Raw genomic sequence first — 16,485 nt, forward strand, 5'->3', positions numbered from 1 at the left:
GGCCGACATCACGACGGAATCCGAGCGGCACGACTCGCCGACGCTCGGCAACGGCAGTAGCTTCCGCCGCCAGTTCGCCTCGGACCACACGGAGCCCATGACGCGCATTTACGACGAAGACCTCGCTGGTGGTATGGCCACTCGCGCCATCCATGCCGGCCAGCGCCCCGACCCGGTGTCGGGCGCCATCATGACACCGCTGTACCTCACGTCCACTTACGTGCAGGAGAGCATCGGCGTCAACAAGGGTTACGAATACGCCCGCGGGAAGAATCCCACCCGCCAGGCGCTCGAACGAAACGTCGCCACGCTCGAGGGCGGCAAACACGGTTTCGCGTTCAGCAGCGGCATGGGATGCCTCGACTCGATCATGAAGCTGTTCCGCGCCGGTGATCACATCGTGTGCGGGGAGAACGTGTACGGTGGCACGTTCCGTCTGTTTGATCGAATCCTTCGTCATTTCGGCCTATCGTTCACGTACGTGGATACCGATGATCCGCAGCGGGTGGCTGATGCGATGACGCCGTCCACGCGAGCCCTTCTCGTGGAGACGCCGACCAACCCGCTCATGCGACTCACCGACCTGGCCGCCATGAGCGACATCGCCAAGCGACACCAGGCGCTACTGATCGTGGACAACACCTTCGCGACGCCGATCTTCCAGCGTCCGTTGGAACTGGGAGCCGACATCGTCTGGCATTCGACCACGAAGTACATCAACGGTCACTCTGATATGATCGGCGGCCTCGCGGTTGTACTTGAGGATGAGCTGGCCGATCGGCTTCAATTCATCCTGAATGCGGCCGGTGCCGTCCCCGGCCCGTTTGATGCCTGGCTGGCGCTGCGGGGCACGAAGACCCTCCCGCTTCGCATGAAGCAGCATGACCTCAATGGCCGCGCCGTGGCTGCCTGGCTGCTGGAGCGTCTCGGTGAAGATCGGGTCATTTACCCCGGCCTCGCGCACCATCCGCACCACGAACTCGCCAAGCGCCAGATGAGCGCCTTCGGCGGCATGATGACGCTCGACCTCAAGACGATCGACAACGCCCGCACATTCCTCGAGCGGGTGCGGGTATTCTCGCTGGCCGAGTCGCTGGGCGGCGTGGAAAGCCTCACGAACCACCCGTTCAGTATGACCCACGGGTCGGTTCCGTCCGAGATCAAGATCGCCATGGGCCTCAACGACGGCATGGTCCGCTTGTCCTGCGGGATCGAAGACGCCGAGGACTTGATCGCCGATCTCGACGGTGCCCTTGAAGGAATCTGAAAACAGCCGATCGGATGTGATCCGAATCTGACTCCCGGTGGAACTTGAGCACCCTCCCGTCGTAGGGAGGGTGTCTCCAGCCCCCTGATTATGCCCGCCACACCGCTTACGCAGATCTCGTCGGTCACTTGGGAACATCCGGCCGACCGAGCCGCCCTGCAGACGCTTCGCGCCCTCCCCGCTTTCGACGAGGTCGTGCGCAAGATCGCCAGTGTCTTCGGCGAACGCGGCGTCCGCAATCTCTTCCTCGGCGACGCCGTGCTGGTCGGCCCTACCCAGCGCCCTACACTGCATGCACTCTATCACGACGTGCTGCAGGCACTCGACTGGCCCACCGCCGGCCACCCCGTCCCCCAACTGTACGTGGCGCAGAACCCGATCGCCAATGCCGGCGCGGTCGGCTTCGATCAGCCGTTCATCGTAATCAACTCCGGCGTGCTCGAATTGCTGGAACCCGAGGAGCAGCGCTTCATTTTGGCGCAACAACTCGGCCACATCATGACGGGGCGCACCACGTATCGCACAATCGCCCTGATCGTGCTCTTCTTCGGCATGAGCGCGCTGCCGCTGCTGGCATCGATCGCCCTGCTCCCGTTTCAGCTCGCGCTGCTCGAGTGGTATCGCAAGTCGGAACTGTCGGCCGACCGCGCCGGCATGCTTGGCACCCAGGACCCGCGGGCCAGCCTGATGACGTTCCTGAAGCTGGCCGGTGGCCGTGCCTACGGTGACACGATCGACCTCGACGCGTACCTCGCGCAAGCCGCCGAATACGAAGTGGGAGGATCGGCGTGGGATAATGTGATCAAGGCGCTCAACACGGCGCTGCGCGAACACCCGTTCCACACCGTGCGCGCTGGTGAGCTCCAGCGGTGGCAGCAGTCGGGTGACTACACGCGCATCGTGGTGGGCGAGTACATCCGCCGCGGCAGCGAGGCCGAGCGCCCGCTGCGCGACGATCTGCGCGACGCGAAGGACTACTACGCCGACAAGGCGAAGGCCGCCGCCGAGACCGTCGGTGATGTGATCAACCGCGCCGCCGACGCCTTTCGCGACGCGTTCAAGACCGCAGCCAGTGCGGCGAGTATGGGAGACGACATGCCGCCGCCGGCTTCTCCGCCGCCGCCGGCTTCTCCGCCGCCACCGGCTTCTCCGCCGCCGGCTCCGGAGCCGCCAGTCGGCGTGTGATTCACTGGATGGGCTGACCAGCTCACACAGAGATGCAGAGAGCGCAAGGGACGCAGAAAATCAGACATTTTCTCTGCGTCCCCTGCGCTCTCTGCACCTCATGTGTGATCGGTTCTTTTACTGTCACACCAGGCCTCCGAGGGCACTCCTCACGTTCCCGATGGACTAGATTCCCCGCCATGAAGATCCTGCTCCTCGGCTCTGGCGGCCGTGAACACGCACTCGCAGACGCTCTCGCGCGCGAAAATACGACTATCGATATCGTGGCCGGTCCGGGAAATCCCGGCATTGGCCAGTTGGCCCGTGTGGTGTCGGTCAATGCCTCGGACCCGATCGAGGTCGCCGAGCTGGCGGAGCGTGAGCAGGTAAAGCTGGTGGTCGTCGGACCGGAAGCGCCGTTGGCCATCGGACTCGTGGATCATCTGCAGCACATCGGCGTGCCGGTGTTCGGCCCCACGATGGGCGCGGCCAAGGTCGAGACCTCGAAGGCCGACACGAAGTCGTTGATGATGGCAGCGGGCATCCCGACCGCTCGCGCCGAGACGCATAAAAAGTCGACCGATGCCAAGGATGCCGTGCGGGCGCGCTTCGGCGTGCCGGTCGTGATCAAGGCGAGCGGACTTGCCGCCGGCAAGGGCGTGATCATCTGTCACACGCTCAAGGAAGCCGACGCCGCGATTGAGCGGATCCTCGAAGACAAGGCTTTCGGTGACGCCGGCAGCGAGTGTCTCGTGGAGGCATTCATGACCGGCGAAGAGCTGTCGCTGTTCGCCGTAACCGACGGCTACAACGTGATGCCGATGCTCGGCGCCCAGGATCACAAGCGCCTGCTTGATGGCGACGAGGGCCCGAACACCGGTGGCATGGGCGCCTACACGCCCGTGTCGTTCTCCACGCCCGCGCTGATGGACGATGTCACGGAGCGCATTTTTCTGCCCACGTTGCATGCGCTGCGCAAGCGCGGCACGCCGTTCACCGGTTTGTTGTACGCCGGGCTGATGCTGACAGAAGAAGGCGTCAAGGTCGTCGAGTTCAACTGCCGTTTCGGCGATCCCGAAACGCAGGCGATCCTGCCCATGCTTGCCAGCAGTCTGCTCGACCCCATGATGACCGTTGCCCACGGTGGACGCATTGGCAACCTGTCGCCATTCACGTGGCGCGAGGGCGCGTCGGTGACGACCGTTGTGGCGTCTCAGGGCTATCCCGACGCGCCGGTCACCGGTGAGCACATCACCCTGCCGTCGTTCAGCGACGATCTGCGCGTGTATCACGCCGGCACGGCACGCGCCGAGGATGGATCGTTGCGGACGAGCGGTGGTCGGGTGTTCGCGGTCACCGCAATGGCCGAAACGTTCGGCGACGCGCAGGACGCCAGCCGTGAGGCAGCCGCCCGTATCGAGTTTGATGGCGCGATCTATCGTCGCGACATCGGATGGCGGGAAGCCGCGAGACTTGCCTGAGCTTCCCGAAACCGAAACCATCGCGCGCGATCTCGACGCGATGGTATGTGGCGCCACCGTCGTGGGTGTGGACGTGCGCAAAGCCGACGTGTTGCGCGAAGCCGACGCGGCGGGCTTCGCCGAGGTGCTGCACGGACTCACCATAGCCCACGTTTGGCGACGTGCCAAGTTGATCGTGCTCGACCTGCGCCCAACGGCTCCGCCGGCGGCGGTGGGCTCGGTCGATCCACCCGCCACGGCACCACCCTGGCGAGTGGTGGTGCAACCTCGATTCACCGGCGGGATGGTCGTTGACGATGGCTCGCTGTCGGCAGCCGACCGGGCCTACGTGGCCGTCACGCTACGGCTGCACGACGGGAGAGCCCTGCACTACCGCGACGTGCGCCGACTCGGCACGGTCGCGCTCATGTCACCCGAACGTTTCACGAAGTATTCGACCGCATTAGGTGCAGAACCTCTTGACCCACGGCTCGGCAACTCCGAATTTTCGGGACTTGTTCGGGAGTCCCGCCAAGCCATCAAAGTGTTCTTGATGGATCAGAAGCGACTCGCGGGCGTCGGTAACATCTACGCAAACGAGGCTCTGTGGCTGGCCGGGATCGATCCGTCGCGCGAAGCGCGCACCCTCTCCGAGCAGGAAAGCGCCACGCTGCGCGAGCAGCTGTGTGCGGTATTGACGGCGTCCATCGCGGCGCGCGGCACGAGCTTCCGCGACTACCGGGATGCTCGCGGTGAACGCGGATCTTTCGTCGAGCAGCTGGCAGCCTATGGCCGCGCTGGTGAACCCTGTCTCGACTGCGGCCGCCGTCTGGTCGGCACGCACGCGATCGACGGCCGCAGCACCGTCTTCTGCTCGCACTGCCAGCGGTAGCGCGCACGGTAAGTCGCGGCCCAAGCTGGCCACCCAGCTCGATCTGTCTGTCGGCTCACCCGACGCCGACGTCCAGCGACTGCGCGCCCAGGTGCGGGAGCAGGTGCGCAATGTGCCCGGCGTGTATCTCATGCGCGGCATTCACGGTGAAGTGCTGTACGTCGGGAAGAGCACGCAGGTTCGCACGCGGCTGCTCTCGTACTTCCGGCTTGCCTGGCCCGAGCACCGCCACGCACGGCTGCTGCGCGAAACATCGCGCATTGAGTGGGAGCCGCTGCCCAGCGAGTTCGCCGCGCTGCTTCGCGAAGTACGACTGATTCGTGCGCATCTCCCGAAGTACAACATCAAAGCTGCGCGCCCGCTCGATAAGTGGTGGGTGATCACGGTAGCCGGCGGTCCTGCCCCGCGCCTTCGCATTCAGCGCGCGAGTACAGCGGCGCGCGCCAAGCAGCCCGCGCAGGTGATCGGCCCGTTTGCGTCGCGCCGTCCCTTGGTCGAGGCACTGCGCGTGCTCAACGACGCGCTGGGGCTCCGGGACTGCACCGACCGCGTGCCCATGGTGTTGCACGATGCCGTCGACCTTTTCGACGACATGGTGCATCCGTCGCTCACGCGCACACCGGGCTGTCACCGTTATGAAACGCGACGCTGCCTGGGGCCGTGCGTCGGTGCGACCACGGAGTACGCATATCGCGCGCAACTCTCCCGCGCGCGCGCCGTGCTCGAAGGACGCGATGATTCACCGCATCAACAGCTCGTCCGCGAGATGTCGGCCGCCAGTGCTGCGCTCTCGTACGAGCGGGCCGGCTGGCTGCGCGATCGCCTCACGGCGCTCCAGGGACTCGATGCCCAATTGGCGCGCGTGCGCGAGGCCATCACCAAACCCAGCTTCGTGTACGCGATGCCGGGGCGCGACGGCGACGATCGGCTGTACTTGGTGCGTCACGGACGCGTGGTGGCCGAAGCGCGCTGTTCCGACGTGGAATCGGTCACGGCCTTACAAGCGCTGGAGCAGCGCGGCGCGCACGTCCCCACCGGCGCGGTCGTCGATCAGCTCGATGAACTGCTGATGATCGAATCGTGGTTTCGCACCCGGCCCAGCGATGCCGTGCTCACGGCCGACACGGTGGTCGGCGCGCTCGAAGCACTGGCGCGGCAGGCGAGAGAGCGGGCGGAGTCGTTCGCGCACGGGCAGTTGCCGAATGACTGAAGCGGAGCTTGGTGTGAGGCCGAGGCACTCACGTGAGCTTGGAGTGGCGCGTTCGAGTTTCGAGTCGTGAGTCGCCCAACGAATAACTCGAAACTCGAACTCAATACCCAGAGCTCACGTGAGTCCGTCAGCCCTCACCCAACTCGTCGTCCTCAACCACGACATCCTCCGGAATCCCCAGCGATATCAACTCAACGTCCGCTTTCCCGTTCAGGATGTACAGCTTCGCCACGCTCGGCTGCAGCTTGAAGCGCCGTGGTCCCGCGGCGCCAGGATTCACCACGATTCGCTTCGCCGCCTTGGTGATCAGCTGCTGGTGGGTGTGCCCGTATACAATCACGTCGGCGTGCATGTAGGCGCCTACCAGTCGCGGCGGGTTGACGCTGCCGATTTCATGGCCGTGCGTGACCACGATGCGCACGCCATCGATCACTTCCTCGATGCGCTCCACGAGATCCGCTCGGCCCGGCGCGTCGGTGTTCCCCCATACGGCCTGAATCGGCGCAATCGTCGCCAGCTCGATCAGCACCTCGGGCGGTCCCACGTCACCGGCGTGAAAAATGCGCGAGACGCCGTCGAGCGCCGCGAACACCTCGGGGCGCACCAGTCCGTGCGTATCGGAAATCAGGCCGATAATCGTGGCTTCCTTCATGTCTGCGTCTGATCCTGTGCGAGGTGGTCGCGTCGGCGCCGGAGTTCGGCGAGCGCGCCCTGTCCATCGGGTGTGTCGGGAAAGCGATCGGCCATGCGCCGAAGTTCCACCATGGCGCGGCCGGGATCGGCCAACACTCCAAGATACAGGTCCAGGAGTCGATGTGTAGCATACCGCTCCACGCTCCCCGGCACGCCCGCCACCCGGCGCAGTTGGTTCAGTGTCTGAACAGCACGCTGCGGGTTGTTTCCCACACCGGCATGGAATTCGGCTTCGACGCGCAACAAGGGGATATCATGGGGATACGTGGCCCGCAGTGCCGCGAACTCGGCCGCGGCCTCCTCGTACCGACCGCGCGCTACCAGCGACTCCACACGGCTGCTGATTGCCGCCGGTGCGCGCGATCCGCCAGGATTCAGAAACGCCTGAAACGCCTCAGAGGCCATCCACTGTGCCGCGACGATCGCCGCAAACAGCGCCGATACCATTGGCAGCGCCAAGACCGGCATCATCAGCCAGCGCTTATCCCCGGCGTATCCCAGGAGTCGGCCCACCAGATGACCGAACGGGAAGAAGCACAGATAGGTCAGCACAAACACGGTAGCTCTCGTCTTGACGACGTGACGGTACCTGTCTGGCTTGAGCGTGACCGGTTCGATCTTCACTTGTGGCATTCATCCCCAGGGCGTGGACTTCACAGTCAATCGCATCAGCAGCCTGCCGACGACTCGACCCACCCAAACGGTACGATGCACAGGAGCGGTGACCGGCTTGACGGCTACTCGACCTCGCGGCCCCAACGCGTCCCGAGGGTATGCTCCACGTCGAGATGATCGAGCACGCGCGCCACGATGAAATCCACGAGGTCGTCGATGCTGGCCGGCTTGTGGTAGAACCCCGGCGCCGCTGGAATGACCGTGGCACCGGCCCGCGTAACCTGCGTGAGATTTTCGAGGTGAATGAGCGAGAGTGGCGCTTCCCGTGGCACCAGGATCAGCCGACGCCGCTCCTTCAGCGCCACGTCGGCGGCGCGCTCCACGAGTGACCGTGACGAGCCATGGGCAATGGCACTCACGGTGCCCATGCTGCAGGGACACACCACCATCCCACTCGACCGTGCCGATCCAGACGCGGGAGCGGCCCCACGGTCATTGTCATCGAATACCGTGACACAGGCGTCGAAGAGCGCAGTACCAACCTGCGCTCGCAGCGTCTGCATGTCGGGGATGTCGCTTTCGGTGGAGAGCAGGCGAAATCCATGGCTTGACACGATCAGCCAGGTCGGCACTTGCAGTGTCACCAGCTGCTGCAAGAGACGCACGGCATATGGTGCGCCTGATGCGCCCGTGATCGCCAGCACCACGGGATGTCTCGCCGCCACGTACGTCATGCGACGGATCCGGAAGCGAGGAAGCGCGCACACGCGAACACCGTGAGGAATCCGAGCGAAATCATCCCGTTCATCGTGAAGAACGCCGCGTCGAGCTTGGTGAGATCATCGGCGTGCACCATGCGATGCTCCCATATCAACATGGCGGCCACGAACGCAACGCCTCCCCACAGCACCGCCTGCACCAGCGGCAGCCCGACTCCCAGCGGGTGCGTGGACACGACTACCGACAGGCACGTCACCGCAATCACGTGCAGCGAGCGCGAGAAGCGAATCGCGTTGGGCACACCGATCGCCGACGGCATGCTGTGCAACCGGTTGGCGCGATCGAAATCGGCGTCCTGCAGCGCGTACAGCATGTCGAATCCGCCGCTCCAGCACACGACCGCCCCGGCGAGCACGCACAAGAACCACCAAGGGTCGCTCCACGCGCCCGTGACCGCCAGGTAGCCGCCCACCGGCGCGATGGAAAGCCCAAGCCCCAACCAGAGGTGCGAATACCGCGTAAATCGCTTGGTGTAGCTGTAGCCCAACACCCAGAGCAATGCCACGGGCGACAACACAAAACAGAGCGTATTCAACTGCCAGGCCGCCACTGCGAACAACACGCTGGCCACGGCCACTGAGCCCTTGGCCTGGGTCAGCGACAGCGTGCCGGCCGGGAGCTCGCGCTTGGCGGTGCGCGGATTCATCGCGTCGACATCGCGATCGACGATCCGATTGAACCCCATGCCCGCAAAGCGCGCCGCGGTGAATGCCAACAGCACCCAGCCGATCATCGCGAGCGTGACCGGCGCCACGACGCTCGCGCACAACACGCCTACCAACGCGAACGGCATGGCGAACACGGTGTGCGGCAGTTTCACGAAGTTCGCCAGTCGCACGAGTAGCGACTCGCCCGTTATCAGCTGACCGTCGCGGGCTCCGTTCGGCGGCAAGACGCTGTTCATGGTTTGCCCAGTGGTGGGAGACCGAGCTTCGACCACTTCGCGTCGACGGCGCGCTGGGTAGCCTCATCCATGCTGATCACCTTGGGCCACGCGCGCGTGAAGCCTTCTTCCGGCCACTTCCGCGTGGCGTCGATACCCATCTTGCTCCCATACGTGAAGGCGCGGCTGGCATGATCGAGCACATCGACCGGCCCCATGGTGAATCGCACGTCGCGCTGCGGATCCATGTTGTTCAGTGCCACCCACCACGCCTCGACCGGGTTGCGCACGTTCACTTCTTTGTCCACCACCACCAACACCTTGGCGAGCGACATCAACCCCTGCCCCCACAAGGCATGCATTACCTTGTCGGCGTGTCCTGGATATTTCTTGTCGATGCTCACGAACACGAGATTATGAAAGCCACCCTCGGCCGGCATGTGGTAATCCACGATCTCCGGTGTGGTGAGTTTGAGCAACGGCAGGAAGATGCGCTCGGTGGCGTGACCGAGATAAAAATCTTCCATGGGGGGACGGCCCACGATGGTGGTGGAGTACACCGCGTTCTTGCGCATCGTGATCGCCGTGACATGGACCTTTGGATACAGGTCGGCTTCAGAATAGAAGCCCGTGTGGTCGCCGAACGGGCCTTCCACGACCAGTGCTTCTGCCGGGTCGATGTACCCCTCGATCACGAACTCGGCGTCGGCCGGCACTTCGAGATCACACGATACGGCCTTCGTGAGCTTCACCGGATCGCGACGAAGGAATCCGGCGAAGAGGAACTCGTCAATGTTCGGCGGGAGGGGGGCGCTAGCGGAAAACATGCTCGCGGGATCGGCGCCGACGACGATGCACACTGGCATCTTCTCGCCGCGTTCGACCATTTGCCGCAGGTGTTCAGCGCCCGTCTTGTGACGCTGCCAGTGCATCGCGACCGACGTCTTATCGAGTTGCTGCACGCGATACATGCCGACGTTCCGAATGCCCCGCACCGGATCCTTGCTGATGACGGCGGTCATCGTCACGAACGGGCCGCCGTCTTCCGGCCAACAGTGCAGCACGGGAATCTTGTCGAGATCGATCTCGTCACCCTGCCACACGATATCCTGACACGACGGCGAACCACTCTTGGTGCGCGGCGGAAATTTCGACAGCTCCAGCAGGCGCGGCAGCAACGAGAGCTTGCCGAGAAAGCCGTCCGGCACTTTGAGGTCCATGAGCGCCGTGATGCGATCGCCGATGGCGTCGAGATTGTCCACGCCGAGTGCCATCGCCATGCGTCGCATGGAGCCGAACAGATTGATGGCCACCGGATACTGCGAGCGCGTGCCGTCGCGCAGGATCGGATGCTCGAACAGCAGCGCCTTGCCACCGCCCGGCATTTTGGAGACGCGGTCGGCGATCTCAGTGATCTCGAGATACACCTTCACCGGTTCGGTGATGCGATGCAGTTCGCCGGCGCGGTCGATGGCGGCAAGAAAGTCGGAAAGCGTATCGAGGGACATCAGTGTGCAACCGGTCGGGACGTCATGTCGTTCCTCACGCCGTGCCGACGTGAATCGCCGCGACGCCGAGGGTGAGTCGCTCCCACGTGACCGTGGTGAAGCCAGCGCGGCGCAGGTGGTCAGCGAGCGTCGCTTCGGTGGGGAAATGCGAAACGGACATCGGCAGATATGTGTACGCACTGCGATGGCCGCTCACCAGTCGCCCCACGAAAGGCAGGACGTGATGGAAGTACAGGTGATAGCCGCTACGCACGATCGCCGACGGCGGCGTGGAGAATTCGAGAATCACGAAACGGGCGCCCGGCTTGAGCACGCGATGCACTTCGCACAGCCCGGCATCGAGATCAGCCACATTGCGGATGCCGAAGGCCACGATGGCGCCGTCGAGCGAGGCGGTGGAAAATGGCAGCGCCAGCGCGTCGGCCCCAACGGGGGCCAGCAGGTCACGTGAGGCCTTCCCGTTTCCGAAGCGCAGCATGGGCACAGCGAAGTCGGCGCCGACCACGAAGCCGGTGAACCCCGGCTGTCGCACCAGCGCGGCGCCGACGTCGAGCGTACCAGCACAGAGATCAAGGTAGCTTCCAGCCGGTCGCTGGGACCACTGGAGCGAGCGCAGGGCCTTCTGCCGCCAGCCCTTATCGATATTCATCGACAGCACGTGATTGAGCAGGTCATAGCGCGGCGCGATGTCCGAAAACATCTGCTGCACGTACTCGCGCTTCCCTTCCCCACGGGCGGCCTGTTCGGCCCGGCCGGTGGATTGCGAGCGTTCGGGGGCCGTGTTTGGAGGCGTTACGACTGGCATTTGCGAAACATCGATAGGCGGGGGAGTGCGAGCAAGCGCACGCCCATGCTAGGTTATGCGATCCGATGCAGACTCTCGACGAGCTGGGAACACTCCCCGATGCCGATGTCGTTCGCCTAGCGCAGCAGGGCCGTGAGCTCGCGTTCCGCGAACTGGTGCGCCGCTATGAACGGCCGGTGTTTTCGCTTGTCTTCCGCATGGTCCGCGACCGGGAGATGGCCGAAGACCTCGCGCAGGATGCGTTCGTGAAGGTGCTGAACCACATCGACAAGTACAGCCCCGAATTCAAGTTCTCGAGCTGGCTGTTCAAGATCGCGAACAACGTGGCGATTGATCACCTGCGGCGACGGCGCCTGAATACGATCAGCATGGACGGCTCCCCGCACGCCGCTTCGGCCAGCGAGGTCGAGGCCACAACCCTCAACCTGGAAGCCGATCAGGAGAGTGCCCTCGACGAACTCGAGGCGAAGGAGCTGGGCTCGGCCATCGAACGCGCTATCGCCACGCTGCGCCCCGAGTATCGGGCATGCATCATGCTCCGTCATGTGGAAGGCCGCTCATACGAGGAAATTGCGGCAACGCTCGACCTGCCGTTGGGCACGGTCAAGACCTACATCCATCGGGCCCGTCACGAGCTCCGAAAGGCACTTGAGGGGCTTCGTGACTGATGATCCGATTCGTGAAGCGATCTTCGTAAAGATTGCTGAAACCCTGTGAAACCTGATGGCGGGCAGGCGCGTACTTTCCCGTGGAGGCCACCGATGCATGATAGACACCTGAGATCAGACGAAATCGAGCTCCTGCTGGATGGAGAGGAAGGATTTGGCGTCGCTCCCCTGAGAGCGCACGTCAAATCGTGCGTTCCGTGCCGCCAGGAACTGGACAGTGCCCGGGAGCTCATGGTGGCCCTCGACGCACTCCCTGACTTTGCGCCGTCCGTGAACTTTTCCGATCGGGTCATGCTGCAGGTGCAGGTGTTCGAGCCATGGCACGCCGCGGCCACGCGCACCGTCGGCCAACTCGTCCCCGCCACGCGACCGGCCCGTATTGCGGCCGGTTTCGGCGCCGCCATCACGGCCGGACTGGCCACCGCCGGAACCACGTGGGTGGTTGCTCGCGCCGACATGGCGTTCATTCTGACGCAGCTTGGCGCCGAAGGGGTGCGTGACCAGATCGTCGCCGCCTCCAGCGACCTGGCGTCCACGGTGCTCGGTCAGCCGGGCATCGCGGTGATGCAGCATGGATCGCCCGAGCTGGCGGCCATCGCCGCCGGCGGATTTGTCGCAATCGTGGGGATGGGAGTGGTCGGCCTTCGCGCCCTCGCGACCGCCTCGCATCGCGCCCGGTAAGGTCATGACATGCTGACGGCGACCACCAATCTGCTCGCGGTGGCCGGTGTGTTCGGCATCGGCCTGATCATCGGCCTGATGGTGCTCATGACCGCCGAGGAGGCACTCACCGCTGTCGCCAAGACTGCCGCGCGCGACATCTCCGGGAGCTTCTGGGTGGGTCTACTCTGGCAGCTGCTGGCAGTACCTCTCCTCGTGGTGATGGTAGTGGCGTGCGCCATCACCATCATTGGCATTCTGGCAATTCCCATTGCCGCCCTGGCTTGGGCGCTCGCCTACGCCGGCGCCTTCACGTTGGGCATTCTGGCGGTGGCCCTTGTGATCGGTCGGGCGCTGGCCGGGCGCGGCGCAAACAGCAGCGAGCGTGGCGCGGCGTTACGCGGACTCACCGTGGGTCTGGCTACGCTCAGTCTGATCTGGTTCGGCGCCGCCATCGCCGCGAAGGTGCCAGTGGCCGGTGCCATCGCCCGGCTCATTGCGGTTGCCTTCACGTGGGTAGTGGCCACGGTAGGGCTTGGGGCGGTGGTAAAGTCCCGCCTCGGGGTGGCGCAGCTCTCCGTTCGCTTGAGCGGCTCGCGCTTCGGTGCGTCGGGCTTTGCCTCGCGTTGGGGCGCGGCGTCTACCACCACGACGACCGAAGTCGCAGCACCGGGCTGGCAGACGCCCACGCCGGTACAGGGTGTGGTGGCGGCTCGGCGGCCGGTGAGCACCGAGAGCGGGACGGGGAACGGCGCCGAGCTGTAGGCAGCGCAATCATGAGCGTTCGATGGGCTATTGTTCGGCATGGTTGAACTCTCGGACGTCGCCACCCGGCTGGACCTGACGACGACATGGGTGGGCATTGCCGCCCTCGTCGCTTTCATACTGGCTTACGCGGTGGTGATCGGCGAAGAGTATCTGCACATCCGCAAGTCGATGCCGGTCCTGATCGCCGCCGGTGTTATCTGGGCGTTGATCGGATGGCGCTACGCCCATATCGCCGACGCGGCGACCGACCCGCAAACCAAGCTCGCACTCGCCCAGTTTGCCGAAGTGATGGTTCGGCACAACCTGTTGGAGTATGCCGAGCTGTTTTTGTTTTTGTTGGCGGCCATGACGTTCATCAATTCAATGGAAGAGCGGGGCGTGTTCGACGCGCTCCGCGGATGGATGGTGACTCGCGGCTTCAGCTTGCGGAGCCTCTTCTGGGTCACCGGCGGGCTCGCGTTCTGCATCTCGCCCGTCGCCGACAATCTCACCACCGCGTTGCTGATGGGCACCGTGGTGTTGAGCGTTGGAGTGGGAAATCCGCGATTCGTGTTGGTGTCGCTGATCAACATCGTAGTAGCCGCGAATGCCGGCGGGGCCTTTTCTCCGTTCGGCGACATTACGACCCTGATGGTGTGGCAGAAGGGACTCATTCCCTTCTCTGGGTTCTTCGCGCTGTTCTTACCTTCGCTGGTAAACTGGCTGGTCCCGGCGGCCATCATGAGTACGGCCGTGGGAGTCGGCCGTCCGGCGCCGATCACCGAACAGCTGCGGCTACAGCCCGGTGCGTTCGTGATCGTCGGGCTGTTCCTGCTCACGATTGCGGCCACTGTGAGCGTGCATCAATTCCTGCACTTGCCGCCGGTGCTCGGTATGATGACCGGTCTTGGTGTGCTCAAACTGTATGGCTGGACGCTGCAGCGTTCCGCGCTCCGGTTGGCGGCACACAAGTCGTCGCAGCGGGAATCGACACATCGTGTTGCGCTACAGAGCGTGGACTCAGACAACCCCTTCGAGGTGGTGTCGCACGCGGGCGCCGATCGTGAGCCGTTCGACGTGTTCAAGCATCTCGAGCGGGCGGAGTGGGACACGCTGATGTTCTTCTACGGCGTGATACTCTGCGTCGGCGGACTCGGTGCGATCGGCTATCTCGAGGCCATATCGAATCTGGCGTACGGTGGCTTTGGTGCCACCAAGGCGAACGTCGCCATTGGCGTACTGTCCGCGCTTATCGACAACATCCCGGTCATGTTTGCCGTGCTCTCCATGCAACCGCCCATGGACGCGGGACAGTGGCTCTTGGTGACGCTCACCGCCGGCGTGGGCGGCTCGCTGCTGTCGATCGGGAGTGCGGCCGGCGTGGCGCTGATGGGACAGGCTCGCGGTACGTACACGTTTGTCGCGCACTTGAAATGGAGCTGGGCGATCGCCCTTGGCTACATCGCGAGTGTCTGGGTGCATTTCCTGGTGAACGGCGCGCTGTTTACCGGCGTCGCCGTTCAATAGGCCAACGCAACGGGTTCTCGTAGCGCAGTCCGCGAAAGCGCGTCAAGGCACCATCGGCGCTGTGGAGCGTGGCACCGCGCGCGATGCAGAGTGCCGCGCGATGCGCGACGGTGGTGAGGTTGCCGCCGCGGCCAGCGTCACGCAGCAATGCGCGCAGAATCGGCCACTGCCGTGCTCCCGGTTCTCCGACGCTGGTGACGCGACGTGCGAGCCACTCATCGACAAGTGCGGTCGCGCGGTCGAGGCGCATGGGTGATGCGGTCACGCGCGGATTCGTACCCACGCGAATGAAACCGGTGAGCACCGTCCACGATAATCCGACCGCTTCATCGACGCTGAGCCGTGCATCGCGCCACGCGCGCGTCGCGTCGCGCTGTGCTGTGCTGTGCTGTGCTGTGCTGCGCTGTGCTGTGCTGTGCTTTGCACTTTCCGCACGCACCGCGTAATCCAGCGGGGTGACGTCGGGAACAATCACGCGTGAGCGACCCTCCGCCATCGACCGGACAATCTCTTCATCCTCGAGGTCGTCTGCGAGCGAGCCTTCACCAGGTCAATGCCCTCGCGTACCTGCCCCATCGAGATTGACGGCATTCGATACGCCGTTTCAATTGCAACGCGAGGCATCTTGAGCCCACGCAGAAGCCCGAAGTGCGGCCGCGCCTTAGACGACACTCCTCCCCGGTGCGCCGTATCGCGCAGGCGCCGCTTCGCGCAGGCGCCGCTTCGCGCAGGCGCCCCTTCGCGCAGGCGCCCCTTCGCGCAGGCGCTGGAGCAGCGCATCGTCTAAGTCGATGGTCGTACGCCTACGATGATGCAACGGCCTCATGCTGATGATGTCAACGCCTCACCGCCCCCAGTTCCACGGCCTGACCGCGAGACAGTCGCAGTCGTGCCGCCGCATGACCGTCTCGTACGGCGATCTCCACGAAGCCGCTTGACCCCACGAGTGCCACCAACTCACCGGGGGCCGCCTCGCCATACGTGCGCACGAAGCGCAGCTGTTGGCCACCCACCTGCACGCCAACTCCGTCGCGGGCCATAAGATTCGTCATCGCGTTGCCGAAGCGATCGATGGTCAGGATCTCGCCGTGCAAGGTGCCATCGGGTGTGCGGCGTGGTTGTGGCGTGCGCAACCGCACGGGGTCAGCGAACGGTTCGCCGAGCACTGCCATTGAGGCATCGCGTGCTAACTGCGCGGCGGCGGGCGCAAACACATCGCGCGCATGAAACGTGGGCGACGCCTGCGCCTCGACGGTGAGCGAGACTACGCGGGCATCGAGCGCGAACAGGGCGGGCGACAGCACGCCATTGTCGGGCCCCACCAAGAATCGTCCCTCACTGCACACCGCAATCGCCTCGCGCGATGTCCCGACACCGGGATCGACGACCACGAGGTGCACGGTGCCGACGGGAAAGCGACGCCAGTACCGCGCGACGGTGAGCCGCGCGAACGCGACATCCTGCGCCGGCACGTCGTGTGTGAGATCGAGTATGGGCACGCCGGGCGCGAGCGTGGTGAGGACACCCTTCATTTCGGCAACGTAGCCGTCGGCGGTGCCGAAGTCGGTGAGCAGCGTGATGGCGGGAGCGATCATGCCGTAACGTG

At 64.6% G+C, this 16,485-nt stretch carries 17 protein-coding genes; 9 read left to right on the forward strand and 8 right to left on the reverse strand.

Annotated elements, in window-relative coordinates; all coding sequences use genetic code 11:
- The first annotated feature begins 97 nt into the window (after positions 1-97).
- From ACLL97_RS15620 to ACLL97_RS15640, 5 genes are all read left to right on the forward strand, one after another.
- Positions 98-1,267: a trans-sulfuration enzyme family protein gene (locus ACLL97_RS15620; protein ID WP_411281405.1), complete on the forward strand. Its 1,170-nt coding sequence runs from the start codon at positions 98-100 to the stop codon at positions 1,265-1,267.
- A gap of 90 nt (positions 1,268-1,357) precedes the next feature.
- Positions 1,358-2,452, forward strand: a complete 1,095-nt coding sequence (locus ACLL97_RS15625) for a M48 family metallopeptidase (protein WP_411281406.1) — start codon at positions 1,358-1,360, stop codon at positions 2,450-2,452.
- A 179-nt stretch (positions 2,453-2,631) separates the two neighbouring features.
- Positions 2,632-3,912: a phosphoribosylamine--glycine ligase gene (gene purD / locus ACLL97_RS15630; RefSeq protein ID WP_411281407.1), complete on the forward strand. Its 1,281-nt coding sequence runs from the start codon at positions 2,632-2,634 to the stop codon at positions 3,910-3,912.
- Positions 3,905-4,783, forward strand: a complete 879-nt coding sequence (gene mutM / locus ACLL97_RS15635) for a bifunctional DNA-formamidopyrimidine glycosylase/DNA-(apurinic or apyrimidinic site) lyase (RefSeq protein WP_411281408.1) — start codon at positions 3,905-3,907, stop codon at positions 4,781-4,783. The genes purD and mutM overlap by 8 nt, the downstream gene beginning before the upstream one ends.
- Positions 4,692-5,993: a GIY-YIG nuclease family protein gene (locus ACLL97_RS15640; protein ID WP_411281409.1), complete on the forward strand. Its 1,302-nt coding sequence runs from the start codon at positions 4,692-4,694 to the stop codon at positions 5,991-5,993. Before mutM ends, ACLL97_RS15640 begins: the two co-directional genes overlap by 92 nt.
- A 127-nt stretch (positions 5,994-6,120) precedes the next feature.
- On the opposite strand, the gene ACLL97_RS15645 is transcribed toward ACLL97_RS15640, so the two are convergent.
- The 6 genes from ACLL97_RS15645 to ACLL97_RS15670 form a co-directional block, all read right to left on the reverse strand.
- Entirely contained in the window at positions 6,121-6,645 is a 525-nt protein-coding gene (locus tag ACLL97_RS15645) for a metallophosphoesterase family protein (protein WP_411281410.1), read from the reverse strand.
- Complete coding sequence (locus ACLL97_RS15650; protein ID WP_411281411.1) at positions 6,642-7,319, reverse strand: hypothetical protein; 678 nt, start codon at positions 7,317-7,319, stop codon at positions 6,642-6,644. Before ACLL97_RS15650 ends, ACLL97_RS15645 begins: the two co-directional genes overlap by 4 nt.
- 104 nt (positions 7,320-7,423) lie before the next feature.
- Positions 7,424-8,035 (reverse strand): UbiX family flavin prenyltransferase, encoded by a 612-nt coding sequence (locus tag ACLL97_RS15655; protein ID WP_411281412.1) that lies wholly within the window; start codon positions 8,033-8,035, stop codon positions 7,424-7,426.
- Positions 8,032-8,985: a UbiA-like polyprenyltransferase gene (locus tag ACLL97_RS15660; protein ID WP_411281413.1), complete on the reverse strand. Its 954-nt coding sequence runs from the start codon at positions 8,983-8,985 to the stop codon at positions 8,032-8,034. The genes ACLL97_RS15655 and ACLL97_RS15660 overlap by 4 nt, the downstream gene beginning before the upstream one ends.
- On the reverse strand, positions 8,982-10,472 hold the full coding sequence (locus tag ACLL97_RS15665; protein WP_411281414.1) for a menaquinone biosynthesis decarboxylase: 1,491 nt from the start codon (positions 10,470-10,472) through the stop codon (positions 8,982-8,984). The genes ACLL97_RS15660 and ACLL97_RS15665 overlap by 4 nt, the downstream gene beginning before the upstream one ends.
- A gap of 34 nt (positions 10,473-10,506) precedes the next feature.
- Positions 10,507-11,277, reverse strand: a complete 771-nt coding sequence (locus tag ACLL97_RS15670) for a ubiquinone/menaquinone biosynthesis methyltransferase (protein WP_411281415.1) — start codon at positions 11,275-11,277, stop codon at positions 10,507-10,509.
- A 65-nt stretch (positions 11,278-11,342) separates the two neighbouring features.
- On the opposite strand from ACLL97_RS15670, the gene ACLL97_RS15675 reads away from it, so the two are divergent.
- The 4 genes from ACLL97_RS15675 (at position 11,343) to nhaD (ending at position 14,879) form a co-directional block, all read left to right on the forward strand.
- Complete coding sequence (locus tag ACLL97_RS15675; protein WP_411281416.1) at positions 11,343-11,945, forward strand: RNA polymerase sigma factor; 603 nt, start codon at positions 11,343-11,345, stop codon at positions 11,943-11,945.
- A gap of 231 nt (positions 11,946-12,176) precedes the next feature.
- Complete coding sequence (locus ACLL97_RS15680; RefSeq protein WP_411281417.1) at positions 12,177-12,626, forward strand: hypothetical protein; 450 nt, start codon at positions 12,177-12,179, stop codon at positions 12,624-12,626.
- Positions 12,627-12,635: 9 nt separating this feature from the next.
- A complete protein-coding gene (locus ACLL97_RS15685; RefSeq protein WP_411281418.1) occupies positions 12,636-13,370 on the forward strand; it encodes a hypothetical protein in 735 nt (244 codons plus the stop codon).
- Between the two features lie 39 nt (positions 13,371-13,409).
- Positions 13,410-14,879: a sodium:proton antiporter NhaD gene (nhaD, locus tag ACLL97_RS15690; protein ID WP_411281419.1), complete on the forward strand. Its 1,470-nt coding sequence runs from the start codon at positions 13,410-13,412 to the stop codon at positions 14,877-14,879.
- Here the strand turns inward: nhaD and ACLL97_RS15695 are convergent.
- Together ACLL97_RS15695 and ACLL97_RS15700 are read right to left on the reverse strand one after the other, a co-directional pair.
- Complete coding sequence (locus tag ACLL97_RS15695; protein WP_411281420.1) at positions 14,857-15,375, reverse strand: TA system VapC family ribonuclease toxin; 519 nt, start codon at positions 15,373-15,375, stop codon at positions 14,857-14,859. The genes nhaD and ACLL97_RS15695 overlap by 23 nt on opposite strands.
- 340 nt (positions 15,376-15,715) lie before the next feature.
- Positions 15,716-16,474 (reverse strand): S-adenosyl-l-methionine hydroxide adenosyltransferase family protein, encoded by a 759-nt coding sequence (locus ACLL97_RS15700; protein ID WP_411281421.1) that lies wholly within the window; start codon positions 16,472-16,474, stop codon positions 15,716-15,718.
- Positions 16,475-16,485 lie beyond the last annotated feature (11 nt).

It is taken from the genome of Gemmatimonas sp., assembly GCF_046594945.1.
GTDB lineage: Bacteria > Gemmatimonadota > Gemmatimonadetes > Gemmatimonadales > Gemmatimonadaceae > Gemmatimonas.

Bases quoted from the DNA above. Each gene is read 5' to 3' on its own strand.
- ACLL97_RS15625 (WP_411281406.1), top strand. From the start codon at position 1,358: ATGCCCGCCACACCGCTTACGCAGATCTCGTCGGTCACTTGGGAACAT.
- ACLL97_RS15700 (WP_411281421.1), bottom strand. From the start codon at position 16,474: ATGATCGCTCCCGCCATCACGCTGCTCACCGACTTCGGCACCGCCGAC.
- ACLL97_RS15660 (WP_411281413.1), bottom strand. From the start codon at position 8,985: ATGAACAGCGTCTTGCCGCCGAACGGAGCCCGCGACGGTCAGCTGATA.
- ACLL97_RS15670 (WP_411281415.1), bottom strand. From the start codon at position 11,277: ATGCCAGTCGTAACGCCTCCAAACACGGCCCCCGAACGCTCGCAATCC.
- ACLL97_RS15695 (WP_411281420.1), bottom strand. From the start codon at position 15,375: ATGGCGGAGGGTCGCTCACGCGTGATTGTTCCCGACGTCACCCCGCTG.
- ACLL97_RS15665 (WP_411281414.1), bottom strand. From the start codon at position 10,472: ATGTCCCTCGATACGCTTTCCGACTTTCTTGCCGCCATCGACCGCGCC.
- purD (WP_411281407.1), top strand. From the start codon at position 2,632: ATGAAGATCCTGCTCCTCGGCTCTGGCGGCCGTGAACACGCACTCGCA.
- ACLL97_RS15675 (WP_411281416.1), top strand. From the start codon at position 11,343: ATGCAGACTCTCGACGAGCTGGGAACACTCCCCGATGCCGATGTCGTT.
- ACLL97_RS15655 (WP_411281412.1), bottom strand. From the start codon at position 8,035: ATGACGTACGTGGCGGCGAGACATCCCGTGGTGCTGGCGATCACGGGC.
- ACLL97_RS15620 (WP_411281405.1), top strand. From the start codon at position 98: ATGACGCGCATTTACGACGAAGACCTCGCTGGTGGTATGGCCACTCGC.
- ACLL97_RS15645 (WP_411281410.1), bottom strand. From the start codon at position 6,645: ATGAAGGAAGCCACGATTATCGGCCTGATTTCCGATACGCACGGACTG.
- ACLL97_RS15685 (WP_411281418.1), top strand. From the start codon at position 12,636: ATGCTGACGGCGACCACCAATCTGCTCGCGGTGGCCGGTGTGTTCGGC.
- ACLL97_RS15650 (WP_411281411.1), bottom strand. From the start codon at position 7,319: ATGCCACAAGTGAAGATCGAACCGGTCACGCTCAAGCCAGACAGGTAC.
- ACLL97_RS15680 (WP_411281417.1), top strand. From the start codon at position 12,177: ATGGTGGCCCTCGACGCACTCCCTGACTTTGCGCCGTCCGTGAACTTT.
- nhaD (WP_411281419.1), top strand. From the start codon at position 13,410: ATGGTTGAACTCTCGGACGTCGCCACCCGGCTGGACCTGACGACGACA.